The sequence below is a fragment of the Cupriavidus sp. GW823-FHT06D04 genome (genome assembly GCF_058795055.1).
In genome coordinates, this window is record NZ_JBXAHL010000036.1 from 1 (window position 1) to 21819 (window position 21819).

A 21819-nucleotide genomic window follows, 5' to 3' on the forward strand; every position below is an offset into this window, starting at 1 on the left:
GGGTTGTATGGAGTCCTCAGATTAACGCTTCAGCTAGTCGTCGCGCGGACATCCGCTGCCGGTATTTCAGCAGCCTGTTAAGCAGGCGGCCTCAGGTCGATAACCACTTCCTCCGCCACCCTGGCAAGAATCTCAGGCGCGTGGCTGCGCTGCAAGTGGGCAAGCAGATCGTCTTGGCGCGGCTGCGCGAAGACCATCCGATAGCAGCCCACGGCCTGCGTCATGCGCTGCAGGCGCTCGGCGTCGCGACTGTGAGGGATGGTGGGCACGTGGCGTTCGATACTGGCCGGGCCGCCCTGGTGGCTGGTCATCCACAGCGGCGGAGGATGCCCGGACTGGGTGTCGCCGTGCTGGTAGATCCAGGCTGGACGCATGCCGCCGGCGTCGGTGCCGCTGACGGCGACGGCGCGGCTGGCTTGGTCGAACATCCATTCCCAGGTGTGCGCTCCTGTTGCATGGCTGAGCGCGGCACCACCCCAGTCGCGGGCGAGATTGCGGCGCACCGCATGGTTGCGGTAGCGATGGATGCGCCCATCGCGCTGCTCGAAATCGACTGGGCTGCCGGGCAGGTTCCAATGCACGATGGTGTGGCAGTACCAGTGGAAGTCCAGTCCTTCTTGTCCGATGGAAGTGCTGCTGAGCACGAACGGCAGGAATGGCGAATTGAACGCGCTGCGCAGCTGCGCCATGGGCGCGGGGTCGTCGCCCTCGGTGCCTTTGCGATCCTCCAGCAAGGGGCGGGCGTGGCGCAGCGTGCGTGCGGACTGCTCCAGATGGTAGCGCCCCGCTTCATCTTGCGCCAGGACTTCTGGGCGAAGCACGGCAGGCTTGAGCCTGAGCGCGACCTCGATGTGTTCGAGGCGCTGGAACAACGCAGTGATGCAGGTCGGATCCAGCGCCGGGTCCAGCGGCTGGTCGTCGCGCAGGACTGCCATGTATTCGTCCAGCACGGCTGGCAGGCAGCCGTCCCCACAGTAGCGCAGGGCGCGCGTCCAGAAACTGCGTTCCTCGGGATACAGGCCGCTCAGCAAGCGCACGGACTGCTCATGATCGAGGTAGTGCAGCACGGCGGCAGCGGTGGCCGAGGCGGCCTGGCGGACCGCAGGGTTCCAGACGTCGCTGCCGGTGGGCGCCAAGGCGCGCACGGCGCATACGGCCGGGCCGGCAATGGCGGCGCGGCTGAGAATGTCGATTAGGTCCGCCGGCATGCGGCCGAGCGGCTTGCTGCGGTCCAAGGCGGCGTGCCAACGCTCGATCCTGGCCTGGTGCAGGGCAGTTTGCCAGGTGCTGCTGTCTTCGCGCATGTCATCGAGCAGCGTCATATCCAGTGGCAGGAACTCCGGGTTCCTAGCAGTCCCGCTGTCCTGCTGCGCCATGGACAAGTGGTCGGCCAGCACAGGGCCGAGCCAATACCAGTCATGATCCTCGTTCCCGGATGGGGCATTGCCGTAGCACTGCTGCACGGCATCCATCAGGGCCTGCACCGCCGTAGCGATGCGTCGCGCGAGGTTCCCGACCGAGGGCACGAGCCCGTCCTCGTGGCAGGCATGCGCCAGCGCATCGGGCTGCCCGAGTTCGGCGAGCGTGGAGCACGGATAGCCCAGGATGTAGTCGCTGTTGGCCTCGCTGCGCCGATCTGCTTCCACCATGCCGTACTCACGGCTCAGGGCATTGGCGAAAAGGCCGTCGAGCACCGTTGAAACGGCCCGCGGCACCATGCGCCAGCTGGAAAAGATCAGGCGCTTGGTGCGCGCCGCATCGCCGATCCCGGCAAACGGGCCGTCCAGTGCGTAGCAGGGGCGTGCCGGGGGCAGCCAAAGCAGCCGGTGCATCCCCGCGTCGATGAGCTCATGCGCCAGCGCCGCTGTGCGGGCATGGCCTGACTCCGGAGCACTGCCGGCTGCGGCTTCCGTGCTGAGAAAGATGCCGGGCGCGGCCAACGCCTCGATCAGCCCTGGCTCCTGGCGCTCCAGGGCCTCTCGTAGCTGGTCGCGCAACTTATAGCCGCTTAGAAAACTCAGTGGCGCCGGGGCGGAACGCCAGTACTCGATCAGGTTGGGCTGCTCCAGCAAACGTGCGACGGCTTGTAGTCGGACATAGCCCAGCATCTGCCCGGCATCCGGATAGGCCGGACGGTATGGCGCAACAACCATCGCATCGCGCTGGCGGCTCGTGGGTGTCCGGTCGGTGCGCGACATCACCCCGGCCAGCTGTGTCTGGATCGCCTGGCGCAGCGCCAGTACGGGCACGGGATTCGCGGGGTCCAGCGTGCGCAGGGCGTCGTTGAATGCGGCCAGCTTTTCTTCGAGCGAGGCCAGCTGGGCCTCATCGGCACGCGTCAGGAAGGAAATCGTCGCAAGGAACTCGTCGTAGGGCGGGGCTTCGCCCGGCGCCTCACCCACTGAGCACATGCGATAGGGCGTGGCCGACAGCAGCAGCACGCGTGCGGCGTGGTCGTCTTGCCTGAAGTCGAACAGCTGACGGGCGAGATCGGCGTTCGGGTCGTTGGTGTCGAGCAGGTGCTGGAAGCGCTGGAACTCGTCGAGAATCAGCAGGTCCGGTTCCAGTGCGCGGATGCACACGCTGGCAAGGGCCCGCCGCAGGTCGGCGATTAGTTGTGCGGCCTGCTCCTGGTCCGGGTCGCGCGCGCGGAACACGCGTTGCCGGGGGAAGCGTGAAGCGAGATGCTCCAGGCGCTCGCGGAAGCCCGAGCCATCCCCGCAAGGCGCGTGGATGAGCTCGATGAACTTTGCCTCGAGCGTGGCGTCGATGGCATATCGTGTGGGAACGTCGTCGATCAGTTCGCTGAACCGGCGATGCCCGACCTGCTGGGTAAAGAGGTTGCGCCACTGCGTCTTGCTGACCTTGGGGATGGCCTTGGCGACCATCACGGCAAGCAGTGCCCGCTCCAGGGCTTGGCCCGGCTCGTTGCGGAAATCCAGCGAAGTGCCGGGCGTCAGAGCCTGGAAGTTCAAGCCCCGTTTCGGCAGCGCGGTCTCGCGGACCGGATTGCCATGCCGGTCGCGCGGGATCAACGGCATCAGGGTCAGCCGCCCCTGCGACTGGAAGCCATCATCGCCAATACCCGGGATGCTCAAGCGGGCCAAGTTCTGGCGGGCAATGTCGGCGTTGGAGCAGATGTAGACCACATCGATGCGCTCGACCTTGTCCGCCAAGTGTCGCAGCGTCTTGGCCAGCACGCCGCGTGCAACCATGGTCTTGCCCAGGCCGACTTCGTCGGCCACTAGGAAGCGGCCACTGGCCGCTTCGTCAGCGAGGAATAGGCGATGGAATGCCCAATCGACGGTGCGGCACTGGAAAGGCTTGAGTTTGGCGAGAGCCTTGCGCTCAATGTCTTCCCAGTCAAGAGAATCGTTCATGGCTGGTGTTATTCGCTTGAGTTGGCGAGGAGCTGCTGGGCTTGGCGGAAGGCGGCCCATATCTGCTGGAAGCCAGGGTCCTGGCGCAGGCCGCTGGCGCCCTCGTCGGCGCTTTCGATGAGATCCACGACGCCACCCAGGGCATCTGGCTGGTGCGCCAGTGCATGTAGCAGCGTCTCGAACAGTGGCGGACCAGAGGGGGCGTTCGTCTCTGCGCGGCTATCGCGCTGGCGCCGGCGACGCAGGCGGCGGCCCAGTTCCAGATCTCCGCCCGCCAGCAAATACTCCAGGTAGAGCGCTAGGCTCCCCGGGTTGTTCAGGTGGCGTGACACCGCGGCCGATTCGCGCGATTGGAACGACGGCATGATGCCGGAGGGTTCCAGCCGGACCGTGGCTTCCGCCCGCAGTTCGCCTGGCACGCTCAGCGCAATCGACCAGAACAGCGACAGCTCGTGCAGCGCCAGGCCGCGGAATGTCACCCCCTCGGCCGTGCCGACGGCTGCGCGATCTGCCGGCAGCGTGATGGGCCAGGCTCGCCATTGAATGGTGTCGTCGCCTAGCCGCAGCGTTGCTGCGCCGACAACGGAGAGCGACAGGTCCCAGTGCAGGTCGTCGTTTGCGTCGACGTGCGCCTGCAGGCGGCCCTTCGCGATCAACTCGGTCAACTTCCATCCGAGTTCGCGCTGCCGCTGGCGCAAGGCGACGGCCTCAGCGTCAGGCTCGGCCTCCTGCCTGATGTACGGGGCGGTCAACGGCCCCAAGCCGTCCGGCCCGCTGATCGCCTCGACGCCAAAGTGCTTCCGCGGTCCCGACAATTGCAGCAGGAACTCGACATTTCGGGTGAATGCCGCCTCGGTGGCATTGGCGGAGCCCAGCCACACGTGCGCGTCCCAGCCATCGTCGGCTACCCAGAGCTTGGCGTGTAGGCCGCTAAGGGGTGCGCCTTCGCAGGCCAGCCCGTCGAGGAATTCGTGCACGCGAGGCGGCGCATCCTCGCACCAGGCAACGGGCAGGTAGCCGGCGTTATCGTCCAGGGCGTCCTGGCGCGCCAGCAGTCCGATGGGGAAGGGCGCTTGCGCCAATGCCTTGAGCAAGCCTTCGGAGAGGAAAGGCGAGACCACCAGCATGCGGCGGCCGGTGCGGCGCGCGGCGGATTCGACCCAGGGATGGAAGGGACTGTGCGGGCCCGTGAACAACTGGTTAAGGTCGTAGCGGTGCTGGGCGATGCCGATGGGCCAGAACGCCCAGCTCTCGACGCCGTCGTGCTCGGACGTAAACTTGACGGTCCCCAATTCCTCGGCAAAACGATCGCGGCGCGCCAGGTGCCGCTCGGCCGGCGTTCCCACCACAGGCAGTTCCTCGCTGCCGAGCGCCTGAACAAACTGGATCAGCGGTGCATTGGCTCGGATCTTGTTCTGCCGGCGCGTCAACACCCCATCGAGCCGGGCGATCACATCCCACGAGCGGTCATAGGTCAGGTTGCGCGACAGCACGAGCAAGCGGTAACGGACGTCGTCGTCCCGCTCGAAGCGCAACAGCCACAGCTTGGGGTGAAACACGGCCCGATCTCGGCGGGGGCTGACCTGCATCACCGCGGCCTCGAGCCAGAGATAGCTGTCTCGCCATTCTGCAGGCACGTGGATGGCGCCGGCTTGGCACACCACGGTCAGGCGTTCAGACCATTCCCGCACCGCGCTAATCGCGGCGATGCGTGCGGCGGTGTCGTCGCCCAATCCTTGCGGATCTATCTGGAGGAACGCCAGCGGAATGCCGGCAAGTGCCGCCAAGTCCAGCGAGTATGTGCAGGCCAGCGCATCCGTGCAGTGGAAGCCGGGTGGAGGTGTGAGCTGATCGGACAGCAGTCCGCGATCATTGGGTTCAAGCATGCGTCGGCACCTCCGGATGCTGGAGGCCCTGGAGAATGTCATGCACGATCTGCTTGGCGGTGCGCCAGCGGAAGTCCATGGGGGCGAGCGCATCCGGTGCCTTCCAGCGTTGCAGAACGGGCGGGTTGCTCATCCGGGCTAGGTCGCCTTTCAGCCGGCGTTCACGTTGCTGGATCCAGCGATGCAGAGGCGCAGTAATCAGCGCACCCGCGCTATGTGGTGCAAAGCCGTGGCCCGCGAGAACCTCGAGCCATTCCTCGATGAAGGGTCGATCCCGCTGCAGGCGCGAGTTGGAGCGGTGCACCCATAGCCAGAAGGCGGGCAGGTCTTCGTACCACGCCGCCAGCTCATCTGACGTTGTGCCCAGCGCCTGCAGGCTGTCCCACAGGATGTCGTCGACAACGGTGGTGTCCTGATCCCGGCGGCTGACGGCCAACAGCCGGAAATAGACCGCCGTCAGCACGCGCGCGCACAGCGAAAAGTTGCGGGCATGCGTGAGTTCGCGATGCATGTGTTCCGGCAGTGCCGGGCGCGTGGCGCTGGCATGAAGCAAGCTCCAGGGCTCATCCAAGTCCGCCACGGCTTGCGTGTCCAGGTGACAGACCATCCATTGCAGCAGGCAGCTACGGCCCGTTGCGGTCGGCATAGCGAGGATCTTTTCCTTAAGATAGCGAGCGTGTTGCGGTTGGAGCGCGAAATCCGTCTGCGTCAGGAAATCCGCTTCGTCGGCGGGCAGGCCGGTATCCCAACCAAGACCCGCGCCCGGGCTGTCTTCCGCTTCGGCGTACTCCGCATCGAGCTCGCGATTTTTCCTAATCGCGCGGGTGTCAGGTAGCTCGGCAAGATACTCGGCAAGCGAGACGCCGCCTGTATAAATTCCCATCCGCCGCACGCCGGTCCAGTAGATGCTGGAGGGCAGTCGCTTGGTCTGTTCGCGACTTTCGGCGCCGATCAAGCCCTTCTTGTCTGCGGCGTCCAGTAGGGCGCCTATGAGTTTGATTTCACGATTGCGCAGCGTTCCAGCCAGGCGCTCGGCACCGACGCTCCCTCGTTCAAGGGCCCGAAGGATCCAAGGCACAAACAGGAAGTACTTGGCACGCGTCTGGATGGTATTGAGTGGCGGAAACAAATGGTCGGCGATCGCGTCGCGAACCAATCCCACCCCTAGCTCGTCCTGGGTCGACTTGTCTTGCTGCGCGGCCAGCAAATTCAATACGTCCTCGCGTTCGGCCGACGAAAAGTCCAGCCATCGGATCGCGTTCACCGGCTATGTCCTTATGAATGCCGTGTCAACGGCCAATTCTTTCTTATCTTGTGCGGGACGGCAGGCCCACCGCGAAGCAGCTATTAGATCCGATCTATTGTCAACCTGAGGCGTGACCGCATACCCCTTTGGTAGGGGGCACCGGCAGGATTCCCGCCAGAATAGCAATCCGCTAGGGTTGCGGGCCCGAAAAAATGACGATTGACAAGAACGATGGTCCGCGCTGGCGGCCTCCTCTTTTCTGGGACAGGTTCTCGTCGCCAGTGGCACCGTCAAGGGAATTCGGGACACGGCGAACTTCTTTGGTAACCGCTTTGTAAATCGCTTCTGGCTTGTCAAGATCAATGGACATCGAACGTTCTCTGGATCAAGGTGGCGTCTGCCGGTGGATGAGACCCGAAGGGCCGCGCGTCGTCGATGCTTGGATATCGGCAACACGCACGCGGCCTTGACCCCACTGTCAGGATCAACGTGCTTCATCACGGGATTCGCGATGGGTCGCGTTGCGCCAAAGATCGGCTTCGCGCTTCAACGCCTGATAGTGGCAATAGAACTCGAAGCCCTTCTTGGCAACCACGGCGAGGCCGATAGCGGCGAGGATGTTTCTGGTCATGGAGGATGGCCTGTGTAGAGGTTACCTGGCAAACGCCTTCTTTCAAGATGAGGGCTAATTGCTCCATCGGGAGCAACGCAATGCGAAAGCCTTGGCGCTGTGACGTGCCGGCGCTGGCACTGGGTGCATACGAGTTTGACGGGGCGCGGCGGTATGGCCAAGCGTGTCTTTGTCCTTGGTGACAGACTGGATACTGCCCCGCGATCTGCGCATTTTCTGCGCAGATTCTTTCGGAAGCCGGCTTTAGATTTTCTCCAGCAACGCCTCAGCCACTCTTTCCGACAACACCAACCGCAACCGGCGTCGAGCCTGGTCGACCAAGACCGTCCGGATCGCAGCGGATCAAAGCTTCCCTCGGCTTGCTGCGGCGGGTCGAGCGCGGCGTGGAACGGCAGGAGCGCGCCTATGATCATGATGTTGCAAGCCGGCACGCGCCCGCTGGGGGAAGAGGCGGAAGGTCGCAATACATTTGGAAGCCGCTCAGGATACGTTCACAGTGACTCGTGGGAGTGATAGACGATGAGCATGACCGACACGGATAGCTGCCAATCGTTTGTCGCGCCGCCCCGGGCGGGCGACAGCCCCATAGCCAGACGGTTATCGGTGCGGGTAATGCGGCTGTCTGTTCATCTTTCGCAAGAGGATCTTGAAAAATCCGGGATAGCAACCGCATGTCACCTGCCAGTTCCGGCCTACACAGCGTGCGGCGCGTCGACAGCGCGCTGCATATGGTTCGGCGCCACCGGAATCACCAACCCTGACGTCACCAGCACGATCAACCCTCGCTGCGCGCCGGTCATGTCGAGGTAGCTACGCACCTGCGCGCGATAGTGGTCGAGGGTGGCAGGATCGGGCTGCACATCGCTCTTCCAATCCACGATGACCTGGGGCGTGCCGTCGTCGGCGAAGGTGGCCGCGTCGGCGATGCCGATGGTGGCGCTTTCCTGGTTGTCCGCCATGGTCGAGGCGTAGACCGGGAACTCGGGCGAAAGGCCGGGCCGCAGCGCAGTGATCTCGGGCAGGGCCAGCGTGCGCAACACGCAGTCCGCCATCTCGGCAGGCGCGAGGCCGGCGGCCGGATCGCAGCCGGGTTCGCGGCCGAGCATGCGCACGAGGTCCGCTGCGCGCGTGGTGAGCGCCGCCGCGGCTTCGTCGGTCTCGCCGGTGAGGATCTCCTCGAGCAGCTTGTGGATGACGAGACCGCGCTCGCGTCCGCCCTGCACCACCGGATAGGCGGCGGGGCTGACGGCCTGGGCGGCATTGCCGATGTCGCCGTTCTCCGGGGCAAGCAGGATAGCGGGTGTCTCCTGCCGCAGCAGCGGGCCGCTGGCGCTTTCGTCGCGGCTCGGCGCCAGCCACGTGAGGCGGGTCTGCTGGCGCACGATGGCCAGGGCTTCGTCGCCGAACGCCTGCCGAGTCTGCCCGTTTTCCACGGTGGCCGCGCCGGCTGGCGTCCCTTCGGGCAGTTCGTCCAGCTTGAGCGGGTCGAGCGCAGGCAGCGACAGGTCGAGCAGGTTGATCCACGCGCTGCCGCTGGCGGCAGCGTCAAGCCTGGGGAGCACCAGCAGTTCGCGGGCGCGCGTGGCGGCCACGTACCAGAGGCGGATGCGTTCGCGTTCGAGTTCGGCTTTCTCGGCGTCGCGCGCGGCGTCGTAGCCGGCCGGCTTGAGGCCGTAGACCTGGCAGTAGAAGTGCCCGCTGGCGCGGTCGGCCACGGTGCTGTCGGCAGCGACCACCTGCGTCATGGTATTGACCGGCACCACGATGGGCCATTCCAGTCCCTTGGCGGCGTGCATCGTGTAGAGCGCCACGGCCTCTTCCTGCGCGTCGGGACGGCCTTCGCTGGCGCGCGAGGCATCGCTCCACGCGGCGCTCATGGCATCGGCGAAGGCGCGCAGGCCGCGCACGGCGTAGGCGCGAGACAGGTTGAGATAGAGGTCGACGTTGGCCAACGCGCGCTCGGCTTGGCCGTGGTGGCGCTCGAGCAGGATGGCGCGCACGTTCAGCGCATCGATGGCCTGCGAGATCAGGTCGTACGGCGTAGTGGCGTTGGCTTTGCGGCGCAGCAGCTGCAGCTTTCCGATGATGTCGCGCGCGAGGCCGTGGGCGATGTCCTTGCTTTCCACGCGCAGGTCCAAGCGCGGCAGGCGCTCGGGCGCGTCCTCGGCGCGCGGCAGGTGCCACACGATGTCGAGCAGGGCTTCTTCGGTCAGGCCCACCAGCGGCCCGCGCAGCAGCGCGCCGAGCGCCAGGGTGTCGCGCGTGTCGGCTAGCACGCGGGTCAGCGCGATCAGGTCCTGGATCTCCTGGCGCTGGTAGAAGCCCTTGCCGGCCTGCGTGGCGACCGGCACGCCGCGCTGCTCGAGCGCGGCATCATAGCGCCACAGGTCGCTGCCGGAGGGCGCAAGCAGGGCAATGTCGCCGGGCCGGCATTTGCGGGTCTCGCCGGTCTTGCGGTCGGCGATCTCATGCTGGCCGATCATGCGCGCGCACAACGCCGCGACCGCGTCGGCCTCGGCGTCGCGCATATGCTCGGCGGCGATCTTACCGTCCGCGCCGGTCACCGCCACGTCCAGCGCCAGCACGCGCGGCTGGTCGTCGTCGACGGTGTGGAATGGCGTAAGCGCGGTGAAGCCGGGCTGACCGCCGCCGGAGAGGATTGCCTCAAAGCGCGCGTTGACGTATGCCAGGATCGGCGCGCGCGAACGGAAGTTGGTGGAGATTGCCAGCACGCTGTCGCCGTCCTGCGCGGCGAAGGCGTCGCGCGCCTGCACGTAGGCCGCCACGTCGGCGCCGCGGAAACGGTAGATTGCTTGCTTGGGGTCGCCCACCAGGAACAGCGCGCCGGGGCGGATGCGGAAGCGGGTCCAGTCGGCCGCGCCGCCGCCTGCTGGCGGCTCGCCGCATAGGCGCCAGAAGATCTCGGACTGCAGCGGGTCGGTGTCTTGAAATTCGTCGACCAGCACGTGGCGGTAGCGGGCGGCGAGCGCGCGGCGCACGGTGTCGTGCTCGCGCAGCAGGTCGCGCGCGGCGAAGATCAGGTCGTCGAAATCGAGCAGCGCGGCGGCGCGCTTGTATTCGCGAAAGCGCGCCAGCACAGGCTGCACGGCATCGATCAGCGCGGCCAGCACATGGCTGGCGACCTGTTCCTGCAGCGACTGCCACGCGACACAGCAGACGGCGTAGCGCGGCGTGACCTGCGCACACAGGGCGTCGCCGTGCGAGGCGGGCATGCCCACCTCGCGGGCCGCCGTGCGCCAGGCGGTGGCGCGGCGATACGCGCGAAAATCGCCGTCCTTCTTGCACAGCGGGGTGTCTGCTTGCAGCCGAATTGCGAGCAAGTGCGCGAGGTCGGCGGGACGCTCCGGGCTGTATGGGAAGGCGAGCGCGTCCGCGGCCTCCGACAGCAGCGCGGACATGGCGGTGGTGTCGTCATCCTTGGCGTCGGTGTCTGCGAGGAAGGCGGCGAACGCGTCCGCCGCTTGCCGGAATGCGGCGATCAGCGGCGGCAGCGCCTGCGCGGCCGGCGCTATGGCGTGGCGGTGCGCGCGCAGCGCGGCGGCGATGCCGCGCACCAGTGCCACCGTGGCTTCCGCATCGTAGAGCACCAGTTCCGCCAGCAGGCCGCCCTGCGCGCCGTCGAGTTGCGCGCGCAGCCAGTCTTCGACGATGTCGTCGAAGGCCAGGCTGCTCTGGTCGCGGTCCATGATACCGGCGCCGGGGTCAATGTCGGCTTCCACCGGATAGGGCTTGATCAGGCGCTGGCAGAAGCCGTGGATGGTCGAGCACGTGATCTCATCGATGGCGGCGCTCGCGGCCTGCAGGTTGGCGTGGTGGTGCCCGGCGAGCCCGTCAGGAAGGGCGGCGCGCAGTTCGGGAGGGATGTGCCCGGCGCTGAGCTCGGCAACGAACTCGCGCACGCGGATCACCAGCTCGCTGGCGGCCAGCTCGGTGAAGGTCACTGCGGCGATATGGCGCGGGGCGATGCCCTCGGCCAGCATCATGGCGATACGGCCGGCCATCACGGCGGTCTTGCCCGATCCCGCGCCGGCTTCCACCAGCAGGGAGCGGTGATGATCGGCGATGGCAGTGCGGCGGGCGTGGTTGTCTTCGAGAGGCATGGTGCTGGTGTTCATCATTGGGCTTCCCAGACGTCGGCGGCTGCGCCGAGCTGCGCGAGGGCGGCGGCGTATTTGCGTTTGCAGTACGTGGCGGCGGAGTTGGCGGGCAGGGCGAAGGCGAGATCGTCGTAGGTGCCGGCGGTGTCCTTGCCCATCACGGCGGCACCGGCCAGCAGGCTGCCGCGCGCCGCGGCTAAGTAACCGGTGATCTGTGCCAGGGCGTCACCGGGCGCATCGAGAACGCGTTCGGCCGGCTCGCGCGGGTACAGCAGCGAGGCCGTGATCTCTACCTCGTCACCGAGCAGCGCCTTGACGGCGAAGGCGTACAGGCAGCGCTGCAGTTCGCGGCCGCCGTCGAAGCGGGCGTCCTCCTTCAGCGGGCGGCCGGTCTTGTAGTCGCGCACCACGGCGCGGCGGCCGTCGCCCGAGATGTCCAGGCGGTCGATATAGCCGGTGACATGGAAGCCGGTGCCGGGAATCTCGACGCGTGCGGCAGCATCCCACGGCAGGGCGGTGGTCGCGCCGGCGCGCGGCTCGGCGCCACCGAACGGCACTTCGCCGTAGGCGCGCGCGTCAGGCATGTCAGGGCCGCCCCACGCCAGCGCGCTCTCGGCCAATATCCGCACGTCATCGAGCGTGCGCTGCCAGATCACGCGCGGCGGCACGGCCTGCGCGGCTTCCCACGCGACTGAGGCGGCCTGCACGCCGCCGCGCACCGCCGCGGCAACCTGCGCGGCATTGGCGTGCGCCAAGCCGCCATCGGCTTCCAGCATCTGCAAGGCGTGGTCCAGCACCGAGTGGACCAGGTTTCCGAAGGCCAGCGCGTCGAGCACGATGGGCTCGGTGCCGGCCTCCGGCGTGCGCCAGCGCATGCCGTACTGCCAGACGAAGCCGAGCGGGTTGCGCAGCAGGCGCTGCAGCGAGCTGGCCGATTGCGGGCGGGCAAGCACGGCCTGCAGCACCGGATGGTCGGCGCGCACCAGCCCGTCGTGGGGCGTGAGTTCGGGGCGGTGCCAGTCGCGCCAGCAGTCGATGGCCGACCGGGCCTGCTCCGTGGCGCGGTACTCGGCGGGGCGCGCGAGCAGGCGGTCGGTCTCGCTGAAGGCATGCGCCGGCACGGCATTGCGGCGCAGGTAGGTCTCGGGCGGCAGGCCGTGTAGCAGCGCGCTGCGGCCCATCACGCGGCCTTCACCGTCGCGGCGCGCGCGCGACAGCACAACTTCGTCGGCGGTAGTGGCGAGGATGGCATGGAAGCTGTGCCGGTCCGCTGTCGTCACCGGGAACGGATCCAGCTCCGTGGCCGGCACGATGTGGTCGGACAGCAGACGGTCCTCGGACAGGCCGCGCGGCCATCGCGAGGAGTTCAGCCCGAGCAGGCGCACGAAGCGGCGCGGCGCCGCGGCCAGTTCGCTGGCCGGCATCCAGGCCACGGACACGCAGGCTTCGAGGCCGTCGTCCTGCTTCAGGCTCTCCAGCGTGGCGTCAATCGAGGCGGCGGGGCCGGCCAGCAGCGCCTTGCGCCAGATTGTGCGTGCGCGGCCATCGAGCACGGCCTCGCCAATCTCGGTGGCAACGCCGATGCCCTGGTCCAGCAGCGTGACGATGGCGCGCAACTCGGGGGCGTGGTCGATGCCATCGGGCCACTGTTCAGGCGTGATGCGCGCCAGCAGGCGCTCCCAAGCCGGGACCGAGGCCAGCGGGGCGTCGGCGGGGAGGATGCGCGTCCACCCCGCCGGCAGGGTTTCGAACAGACCCCTGGCGCCGCTTTCGCCGGAACGCAGCGCGGCGAGCCGGCGCATGCGCGTCTGCGACAGGCCGCGAACCAGGATGTCGGCCAGCGCGGCGGCGGTCTGCCCGTCGCGGCTGGCGGTCACCTTGATGCCGTGCACGAAGTGCAGGTCGAGGTTGGCGTCGGCGCGCAACGCGAGAAAGTGGTCGTCGTACTCCGCCGGCGTCACCGCGGCGATGGCGATCTCGGCGGGCTTGGCCCGGCCGGAGGCGAGCAGGGCGCGCGCCCAGCGCATCGCTTCGATCGCCTCGTGATACGCCGTGGAGGCGCTGGCCACGGTAACGGCAGGCTGCGCCGACGTCGTGCACTCGATGTGCAGCGCGGTGCCGTCGAGCCATTCCGGGACCATATGCGGGCCGGCCAGCCAGCGCACTGGCGTGCGGGTGGCCATGGTGGCAAGCAGCGCGCGCCAGCAGGGCGGCACGTCGGGAAGCCCGGTGAGTGCGATGGGGCCGAAGAGTGCCGGCACGTGGGCGATGCGAGCCATGGCGGCCTGCGCCAGTTCGGCCGGCCGCTTCATGCCGGCGGGCAGACGGGCCAGCACCGCGGCCTCCAGCCTGGCCATGGAATCGAGCCGGGTATGGCTGCCGGCGCGCGCCTGTAGGTCGATGCCGGCACGCCAGGCCTTGCGCAGCGTATCGGCGGCGGCGTCCACCAAGCCGGGCAGTTCCTTGATGCCGTCCAGCTCGCCCAGCGGCGTGCACGGCAGCGCGGCCTGGATGGCGGCGCGCAGGCTGTCATCGTCCACCGGCGAGAGGAAGCCGCCGGCCAGGCGCGCTGCCATGTGCTCCAGGGCCATGATCTGCAGACCGTGGTTGCGCTCGCGCGCCGCCCTGAGCCGCCACTCGCGCGCGGCCAGTCGGCCCTGCACGATCACTGTCTGCCGATAGGCTTGCTTCAGCATCCTTCCCTCCTGCATTGCGCTAGGCGCGGCCTGGCGAGCTTCTGCGCGCCCCCGCGCCCGCGATGATTCATGAAATTCCCCCATCCGGAAACCCCCTGCGCGGGTGGGGAGGTTTTGCTACGCGTCAGCCGCCGATGGCCTGGTCGAGCGCTGTCAGCACGCCCAGCGCCGTGCCCTGCAGCCCCACGCCCGAGCGCATGTCGCGCACGCCGGCTTGGCGCGCATTGATGCGGATGAAGCGCGCCGCGTGGCGCTCGCCGAAGCGCCGTGCGGTGGCGATGTCGGTGCCGGCGCCAAGCTCGATGACCACGATGCCGCCGCGTCCCTGCGTCCAAGCGCCGAGCCTGATACGCGACAACGCCGTGGGCTCCTCGACCCACGAGTAGTCGTCGAACATCAGAATATTGGGCCGCGCCATGCTTCCGCAGCGCGGGCAGTGCGGGGGCGCGTTGCGCAACCGGCACTGCGCCTCGTCCACTTCGGGCGCGAAGTCGTCGGCGCTCCGGGTGTGCTCGCCGCAGGGCATCGAGCATTGCAGTACATGGATCGAGCCGTGGCATTCGTGCACCTTGGCCGCGTCGAAGCCCGCGCGCTGGAAATGTCCGTCGACGTTCGAGGTGAAGACCCGGTAGCCATCGGGCATGGATTCGCCCCAGCGGCGCAGGATGCCGAAGCCGGCGTGCGGCACCGTGCGGCGGTAAAGCGCCAGCCGGTGGCCGTAGAAGCCCCAAGCCAGCTTCGGGTTGGCCTTGAAGGCGTGCGGCGCCGCGATGTCCTCGAAGCGCAGGCCGGCCTCACCCAGCGCGGGATAGGCGCGCCAGAAGCCTTCGGGCCCGCGGAAATCCGGCAGGCCGGAGTCCACCCCCATGCCCGCGCCGGCGGTGATCAGCAGCGCGCGCGCATGGCGGATCCAGTCGGCGGCCAGTTCGATGTTGTCGTCTTCGGCTTTCATGCGTTCATTCCTAAAGCGCGCCGCAAGCATGGGTTTCAGTTTGGTGAATCGCCACACGCGCCCAGGGCAGGTGGTCCGGGTGGGCGACCATAGCGTCGAAGACTGACTGGTGTTTCGGTGCGATCATGTCAGCTCCCCTGTGCACGGACTGCGGCGGATGCCGCGCACCTGGTCCCCGAAGCCGCGCAGCCACCACTCGAGCTGCGCCGTCTCGACCACTGTGGCGCAGATCTCGAACTGCGCGCCGAGGTCGGTGACCTGCTGATCCGCCGACAGCGGCGATTCGAGCAGGTGCAGCCCGGTGTCCTTGTCGATGCGAAAGGTCAAGCGAATGCGTTTGCCGTCGCCGAAGCCGAAGCGGCCGTCGGCATCGTATTTCTCCAGGTCGAAGTCCCTTGGGCGCTCGAAGGTGTGCGGCGAGACCTGCGCGCCGCCGATGCGGTGTAGTGCCAGGGTGCGCTCGTTGTCGTAGCCTTCAAAGCGGCACACCAAGTACAGCCGCGCGCCTTGCTGGGCCAGGCCGAGCGGCATCACGCGTGCGGCCTTGTGCTGGCCGGCCGCGTTCTTGTAGTCCACGTCCAGCCAGGAGTTGCCGTACAGCGCGTTGCTGACCGCCTCGAACACGCCCGGCCGGATCTTTGGGGGCAGCAGCGGCTGCGTGGTGCTGACCACCCGGACCTTGGACAACCATTCGCGCCCGCGCTTGCCGCCGGGCCCGTTGCCAAGGTTGGCGTGTGCCTGCTGGAAGAAACCGTCCATGGATTTCATCAGGCTGGCGGGCAGCAGGTTGCGCAGGTGCTGCTCCGCCAGCGCCAGCATGATGGACTCCTGCTCGCTGAGCACCGGCAGCGCGAGGCCGTTGGCGCGTTCCTTCCAGCGGTAGCCGTAGGGCTTACTGCGCTCGTCGCGCTCGATCTCGAAGTGCTCGCTGAGCAGTTCGAGCTGACGCTGGATGGTGCGCAGGTCGCGTGCGTGCGGCGTGTTGCTGAGTTGTTCGTGCAACTCGGGTGCTGATACCTTGCGCCCGCGCGGAATGCGGCGCAGCAGTTCCAGCGCGAGCAGGACGGTTTCGGTCGTATCGGAACGTTTCGGCATGCGGTTCAGTGTGCGGGTCACTCGTTGCCGGTGAAGTGTTGCCAGAGCCGGACCATAGCAAGGCTGTCGAGGTGACAGTATTCCTCCAACTGCATCCGCAGTTCCGTCTTGCGTTCGGGCGCCGTACCCGGATGGGTGACTTCCTGGTAGGCGCTCATCGCCATGCCGCCGTCCTGGACGCCTTCGAGCGCGTCGTAGCGCAGGTCCGGCGCGATGGCCGGCAGCACGCGCTTGATGCTCCAGCTACCCGCCTGGCCCGGATGGTAGTAGCGACGCTCAGCCACCGGCAGCAGATCGACCACGCGCTCATTGATGGCCAGCAGTGGGGCCGCCAGCTCGGGAAAGCGCTCGGCCAACTCGCGGATGCGTGTTTTCTCGAAGGCCGCGTTGTAAACGAAGACGGGGCCGGGCTGGCCGCAGCGGTCGATCAGCGCCCGCGCGAACGGGCGGGACGGGTCGTCGCCGGAGAGGTCGAGGAACGAGGAATGCGCCAGTTCGCCGCTGCGCGACAGCTGGTGCAGGCTGAACTGGAATGGGATCTGCTGGTAAGGTCGCGTACCGACCCAGCGTGGCACTGCGAACTGGACGGTCTCGAAATCCAGGAACAGGGCGGGCAGGCCGTGCTCCGCTAGGTCCGCGGCCGCGCCGACGGCGTCGAACCAAGCCTGGCCGGACAGAGTCTGGGCCTTCACGCGCTGCTGGCGTTCGATGAGCAAGGCGTCCGGCACGTCGCACATGTCGGTCACGCCGTCCTCCTCGATCAGTGCCTTGAGCGCGCGGGTGCGCACGCGTGGCAGCCACTGCACAGGATACTCCGCTTGCGGCTCCTGGCCCTGGCAATAGGCGAGGAAGCCGCATTCGTAGGGCTCGCCGCAATGCCGGCTGGTCTTCATGGCCGGTTCGTCCGGCTGACTCGCGACTTCCTGGGCCTGGGCGATCCACGTCTCGACCTCGCCAGCTCGCGCGAAGGCCTGTTCAGACAGGTCCTGCTCGACCAGCAGGCCGCGGTAGTCGCCGCCACCGGGATAGACCCACTGGCTGTCGATGTGAGCCAGCGCGACGGCGCTCAGTGGCACGCCGGCACGCTGCGCGACGTAGGCCTGCACGGCCGTGTCGTCGCGCTGGTAGTCCTTCACGCTGGTTGTCGACTTGACCTCGACCATGCGCCAGCTGCGCCGCGCTCCGCTGCCGGCGGGCAGCATCACGTCAGCAAACGCGAGCGCGCCGGCGGCGCGGAAGCCGGCCTCGAAGACCAGCCGCGCCGGCTCGCTGCCCAGCAGTCGCCGGCTGATCGCGAAGGCGGCCTCGAAGCCCTCGCGCTGGGCATCGACCAGCGCGCCGGCCTGTTGCGGATCATAGAGCTGGCGCGCGATCTCGCCTACTTGGTGCCCGATCGCGAAGCTCGCCTCGGTCGCGGCCGATTGGCGGCGCAGCGCCGGGCGGTGGATCTCCAGCCAGAGCCGCTTCGGGCATTGCCGGAAGGCCATCAGCTTCGACTTCGATAGTGAGCGCATCGTCTGTTCTGTTCAAGCCTGCACGGGGCAGGCGGATTATTCCATGCTTCGGCTGCTCTCACAGGAAGCCCAGCGTGCCCCTGGCGCCTTCCTTGACGGCGCACTCGGCCTCGAGGGCGGCGATGAGCGCCGCGGGGGATCCGAGCGGCCGGAAGCGGTGCTGGCGCGCGGCCGCGACAAAGTCGCCGGGGGTCAGCTTGCCCAGGCGTGCTAGGCGGAGTTGCAGGTCCTCCGCCGGGGCTTCCAGTGCGAGCACACTGCATTGACGGCACAGCAATGCCCAGGCTTGAGCCGGCTTCAGGTAATCGAAGCGGACTTTGAGGTCGAATCGCCGCAACGCCGCCTGGTCCAGGCCCTCGACCAGGTTGGTCGAGGCCACGAACACGCCCGGGAACGATTCCATCTGCGTGAGCATTTCGTTGACCAGCGTCACCTCCCAGCCGCTCCTGGCGCCGCGCCTGTCCTGCAGGAAGCTGTCCACCTCGTCGATGAGCAAGACCGCGCCGTCCTGTGCCGCCTGGCGGAACGCGCTGGCGATGTTCTGCTCATTCTCTCCCACCCATTTCGACATCAGGTCGGAGGCCCGCTTCACGTGCAGCGGCACGCCCATCTGCCCGGCCAGCCAGCGGCCATAGGCGGTCTTGCCGGTGCCGGGCGGCCCGTACAGGCACAGCCGGCCGCCGCCGGTGCGCACCAGCCCGGAGCCGATCTCCTGCAGGTCGGCGTCGGTGTGGAGGAGAGCGGGGTCATAGGTTTCCGGCAGCCGGTCGCCGGTGGTCCGGTCCAGGGGCGAATGTCCCTGGGCTTCAAGCGTGTTGCCGATCAGCAGCGTCATGGCGCTGGCCGCGCCCTGGGTGCCGAGGTCTGCGTGGATGGCGCGCACCACCGCGGCCGCGCGCGTCACCACCGCCGGCGCCAGCGCCTCGGACTCGGCCAGCCGCTGCACGGCGGGCGCGTCCAGCAGGTCGCCGCAGGCGTCCTCGATGATGCGGGCACGCTGCCGCCGGGGCGGCACCGGCAGCTCGAAGACCATGTCGAAGCGCCGGATGAAGGCGGCATCGAGCCGCCCGGAGTTGGACAGCCACACGGTGGGCACCGGGTTCGCCTCGAGCATGCGGTTGATCCAAGCCTTGCGCGATTGTGCGGTGCTCTTGCGTCCGAACAGGGCCTCGCCGTCGTCAAAGACGTCTTCCACCTCATCGAACAGGATCAGCGCGCGGCGCTGGCCGAAGAAGCTCTGCGCGGCGCGGAAGGCGCGCAGCCTCCGCTCGCCGTTGATGGGGTCGCCGTCGTCGTCCTCGCTGGCCACCTCGAACAACTCGCTGCCCAGGTCCGCTGCCAGTGCCTTGGCGAGCTGGCTCTTGCCGGTGCCGGGCGCGCCATGCACGAAGATGTTGACGCCCTTGCGGCCCGACGCCAGCGCGTGGCGAAGGTAAGGCCGCATCACCGCGAGCGTATCCGCTAGGTGCGCGTAGTCATCGAGCGTGAGCTGCGCGGGCTCCGCCTGCGCCACGGTGTCGCGCAGCAGGGCGATGGGGTCGGCGTCGGACGACACGATATGGTCGGCGAAGCTGTCGGAGAGCAGCTCCAGTTTGTTGCTCAGCGTGGAACTGCTGCCGCGGTCGACTGCCACCAGGCCGGACTGCGCCAGCACGCCCTGGGTGCGCAGCGCGTCGCGGACCTGCTCATCGGGCAGGTCGAGCAGGGCGGCCAGCACGTGCGGCACCTTGGTCGAGGAGAGCTGGCCCAGCAGGTCGGCGGTATCGTCCAGCAGGCGCTCGTTTTTCAGCATCACGGCGAAGGCCAGGATGCGACAGTCGACGTCCGACAGGCCTACCAGCTCCGCCAGCCGAGCAATATTGTGGGCGAGGCAGGCGGGCAGCCCGGCGTCGCGGTACTCGGCCTCGGCCTCCTGGTGCTGCTTGCGCAGCGCGGCCCGCACCGCCTTGGCATGGAACTCGTCGCAGTCCGGCTCGAGCCAGGCGCCCAGCCCCAGCAGCTGGGCCAGCGTGTCATTGCTGAAGCCGGCGCGCTGCACGAACTCCTGATGGCCGCCGAGCGGCACCAGCAGGCGAAGCAGCCACAGACGTACCATGGGCGGTAGGTCGATCGGCATGCGGGAGTAGCGGGACGGCCGGCGGCGCGGAATCATGGGTTTCTCCTGTCGAATGCCGCCATTGTGGCCAGAGGATGCGTCAAATTGTGTCGCATGCCGACGGGCGCGGCGGGAATGGGCGCGGGCGCGCCACATGTCATGGCCGGTGCGGTATGCTCGTACGCTTTGCAAAGGGAAGGGGAGATCCAGTGGCACGCGTGATTCCGGATGGCTGGGAGACCATGGAGGCGAGCGGTCCGCTCCAGCGCGAACTCGAAACGCTCGCGGTGCTGGCCGTCGGGCTGCCCGACGGCTACACGGTCTACCATTCTGTGCACTGGACCAATGTGGCCCACGCACATGCGATCTACGGGGAGATCGATTTCGTCGTAGTGAACCGCGCCGGCCAGCTGCTCATCATCATCGAGCAGAAGAGCGGATTCCTGGATGAGACGCCGGAGGGCCTGGTCAAGCACTACGGCACCCGCTCGCGGCTGGTCTCGGTGCAGATGGGCCGCACCGCGGATGGCCTGCGCGGCAAGCTGATGCGCAGCCTGAACGGGCAGCCAGTGTTCATCGAGCATCTGCTGTATTGCCCGGACTATACGGTGCGCAACCCAGTGACGGCAGGCCTGTCGCCCCAGCGCATCGTGGATGCAGGCCGGCGCGCACAGCTCTGCCACATCATCCAGGCGATCCTGCCGGCGGGCGAGGTGGACGCCGCCGCGGAGCGGGTGCATCGCTTCCTGTGCGACACGATCCAGCTCGAGACGGACGTGAGCGCGCTGATCGGGCAGGCGCGCACACTGGTGACGCGAGTGTCGGGCGGCCTGTCGCACTGGGCGCGTCAGCTCGATCTCGAGCCCTTCCGGCTGCGCGTGACGGGTACTGCGGGGTCGGGCAAAACGCAGCTCGCCCTGGCAGAGTATCGCGATGCCATTGCGCGCGGGCAGCGTCCGCTCTATGTCTGCTTCAACCGGCCGCTGGCCGATCATTTCGCGCGCATCGCGCCGGCCGGCGGACTGGCTTGCACGTTCCACATGCTGTGCGACCTCTTGCTCAGACACCACGGCGCCGTGCCGGATTTCTCCGTGCCGGATGCGTTCACGCGGCTGGTGGCGGCGGTCGAGGCGCTGCCGGTGCCGGGCGAATTCGTGTTCGACACGGTGATCGTGGACGAGGGGCAGGATTTCGCCCCGGCTTGGCGCGACCTGGTGCTGCGCCACGCCGCGCCCGGCGCGCGCATGATCTGGCTGGAGGATCCGATGCAGAACCTGTACGGCCATCCGCCGGCCGAGCTGCCTGGCTGGGTGCGGCTGCGCGCGCGTAGCAACTTCCGCAGCCCCCGGCCGGTGGTGAGGCTGCTGCAGCCGCTGCTGCCGCCGGAGGTGGAAATCGAGGCGACCGCGCCGATCGCGGGCGGCGAGGTGGAATTCCTGGTCTATAAGGACGAGGCGCTGCTCGACAGCGTGAAGGATGGCCTGCGCCTGTGCTATTCGGACGGCTTCCGTTCCGGGGACGTGGTGCTGCTGAGCTACCGAGGCCGCGAGAACTCGCGGCTGCTCTGCTATGACCAGCTTGGGCAGAACCGCCTGCGTGCCTTCAGCGGCAGCTACGATGCGCTGGGCCAGCCGGTCTATTCCGATGGCGATGTGCTGGCGGAATCGGTGTTCCGCTTCAAGGGGCAGTCCGCGCCGGCCATCGTGTTCGCCGAGATCGATTTCGAGACGCTGGGCGAGAAGGAAATCCGGCGCCTGTTCGTGGGCGCCACGCGGGCGACCATGAAACTGGTGCTGGTGTTGTCGGAGCGGGCGGCGGGGTTGTTGTACGAGCGCTTGTAATTGGCGATGCAATGCGCGGGCGGCGATGGCGGCCGCCTTCACGGCCCGCACGGTGTCGTTGGTCCTGTTCATGGATGGCTGCCGGGCGGAAGGAGGCCTCGCCTGCCCGCGCGATTCCGCGCACCCTTCAGCGCCCGCCTGTGGCGGCAACCAGCGCGGCGAGCTGGTTGCCGCTGCCGACCAGCCGGGCGTGGGCGTCGCGCGTGACATCGTGCTGCGGCTCGTAGCGCCCGAGCAGATGCAGGTGGCTGTCGCGCGCGGTCTGGATGCCACGGGTATCCGTGTCGATGTAGCCGATGACGTGGGCGCGGGCATCCCTCAGGGTCTGGCGGTGCATGCTGTTCTCCTTTCTGGCGTTGGGCTCG

The 21819-nt window shown here is 67.9% G+C and carries 12 protein-coding genes; 1 reads left to right on the top strand and 11 read right to left on the bottom strand.

The genetic code is table 11. The annotated features are described in order from the left end of the window. Nucleotides 1-77: 77 nt before the first annotated feature. The 10 genes from AC1Q7H_RS31190 to AC1Q7H_RS31235 all read right to left on the bottom strand — a co-directional run bounded on the left by AC1Q7H_RS31190 (nucleotide 78) and on the right by AC1Q7H_RS31235 (nucleotide 19670). The gene (locus AC1Q7H_RS31190; protein WP_492382122.1) at nucleotides 78-3380 is read right to left on the bottom strand and encodes a helicase-related protein; all 3303 of its coding nucleotides are present in this window, start codon (nucleotides 3378-3380) and stop codon (nucleotides 78-80) included. Between the two features lie 8 nt (nucleotides 3381-3388). Beyond that, a complete protein-coding gene (locus AC1Q7H_RS31195) occupies nucleotides 3389-5266 on the bottom strand; it encodes a phospholipase D family protein (RefSeq protein ID WP_492316501.1) in 1878 nt (625 codons plus the stop codon). After that, nucleotides 5259-6530, bottom strand: coding sequence for a DUF6361 family protein (locus AC1Q7H_RS31200; protein WP_492316500.1), 1272 nt, complete (start codon nucleotides 6528-6530; stop codon nucleotides 5259-5261). The genes AC1Q7H_RS31195 and AC1Q7H_RS31200 overlap by 8 nt, the downstream gene beginning before the upstream one ends. A 466-nt stretch (nucleotides 6531-6996) precedes the next feature. Then, nucleotides 6997-7143 (bottom strand): hypothetical protein, encoded by a 147-nt coding sequence (locus AC1Q7H_RS31205; protein WP_492316499.1) that lies wholly within the window; start codon nucleotides 7141-7143, stop codon nucleotides 6997-6999. Between the two features lie 692 nt (nucleotides 7144-7835). Then, a complete protein-coding gene (locus tag AC1Q7H_RS31210) occupies nucleotides 7836-11282 on the bottom strand; it encodes a UvrD-helicase domain-containing protein (protein ID WP_492316498.1) in 3447 nt (1148 codons plus the stop codon). Next, on the bottom strand, nucleotides 11279-13957 hold the full coding sequence (locus AC1Q7H_RS31215) for a PD-(D/E)XK nuclease family protein (RefSeq protein ID WP_492316497.1): 2679 nt from the start codon (nucleotides 13955-13957) through the stop codon (nucleotides 11279-11281). The genes AC1Q7H_RS31210 and AC1Q7H_RS31215 overlap by 4 nt, the downstream gene beginning before the upstream one ends. Before the next feature lie 124 nt (nucleotides 13958-14081). Continuing rightward, the gene (locus AC1Q7H_RS31220) at nucleotides 14082-14909 is read right to left on the bottom strand and encodes an SIR2 family NAD-dependent protein deacylase (protein WP_492316496.1); all 828 of its coding nucleotides are present in this window, start codon (nucleotides 14907-14909) and stop codon (nucleotides 14082-14084) included. 123 nt (nucleotides 14910-15032) lie between these two features. Next, a complete protein-coding gene (locus tag AC1Q7H_RS31225) occupies nucleotides 15033-16004 on the bottom strand; it encodes a helix-turn-helix transcriptional regulator (RefSeq protein WP_492316495.1) in 972 nt (323 codons plus the stop codon). 17 nt (nucleotides 16005-16021) lie between these two features. After that, a complete protein-coding gene (locus tag AC1Q7H_RS31230; RefSeq protein ID WP_492316494.1) occupies nucleotides 16022-17518 on the bottom strand; it encodes a DUF2779 domain-containing protein in 1497 nt (498 codons plus the stop codon). A 58-nt stretch (nucleotides 17519-17576) separates the two neighbouring features. Further along, the gene (locus AC1Q7H_RS31235; RefSeq protein WP_492316493.1) at nucleotides 17577-19670 is read right to left on the bottom strand and encodes an AAA family ATPase; all 2094 of its coding nucleotides are present in this window, start codon (nucleotides 19668-19670) and stop codon (nucleotides 17577-17579) included. Nucleotides 19671-19822: 152 nt separating this feature from the next. On the opposite strand from AC1Q7H_RS31235, the gene AC1Q7H_RS31240 reads away from it, so the two are divergent. Then, nucleotides 19823-21454: an ATP-binding domain-containing protein gene (locus tag AC1Q7H_RS31240; RefSeq protein ID WP_492316492.1), complete on the top strand. Its 1632-nt coding sequence runs from the start codon at nucleotides 19823-19825 to the stop codon at nucleotides 21452-21454. 127 nt (nucleotides 21455-21581) lie between these two features. Here the strand turns inward: AC1Q7H_RS31240 and AC1Q7H_RS31245 are convergent, their stop codons facing one another. Further along, entirely contained in the window at nucleotides 21582-21791 is a 210-nt protein-coding gene (locus AC1Q7H_RS31245; protein ID WP_492316491.1) for a hypothetical protein, read from the bottom strand. Between the last annotated feature and the right edge of the window lie 28 nt (nucleotides 21792-21819).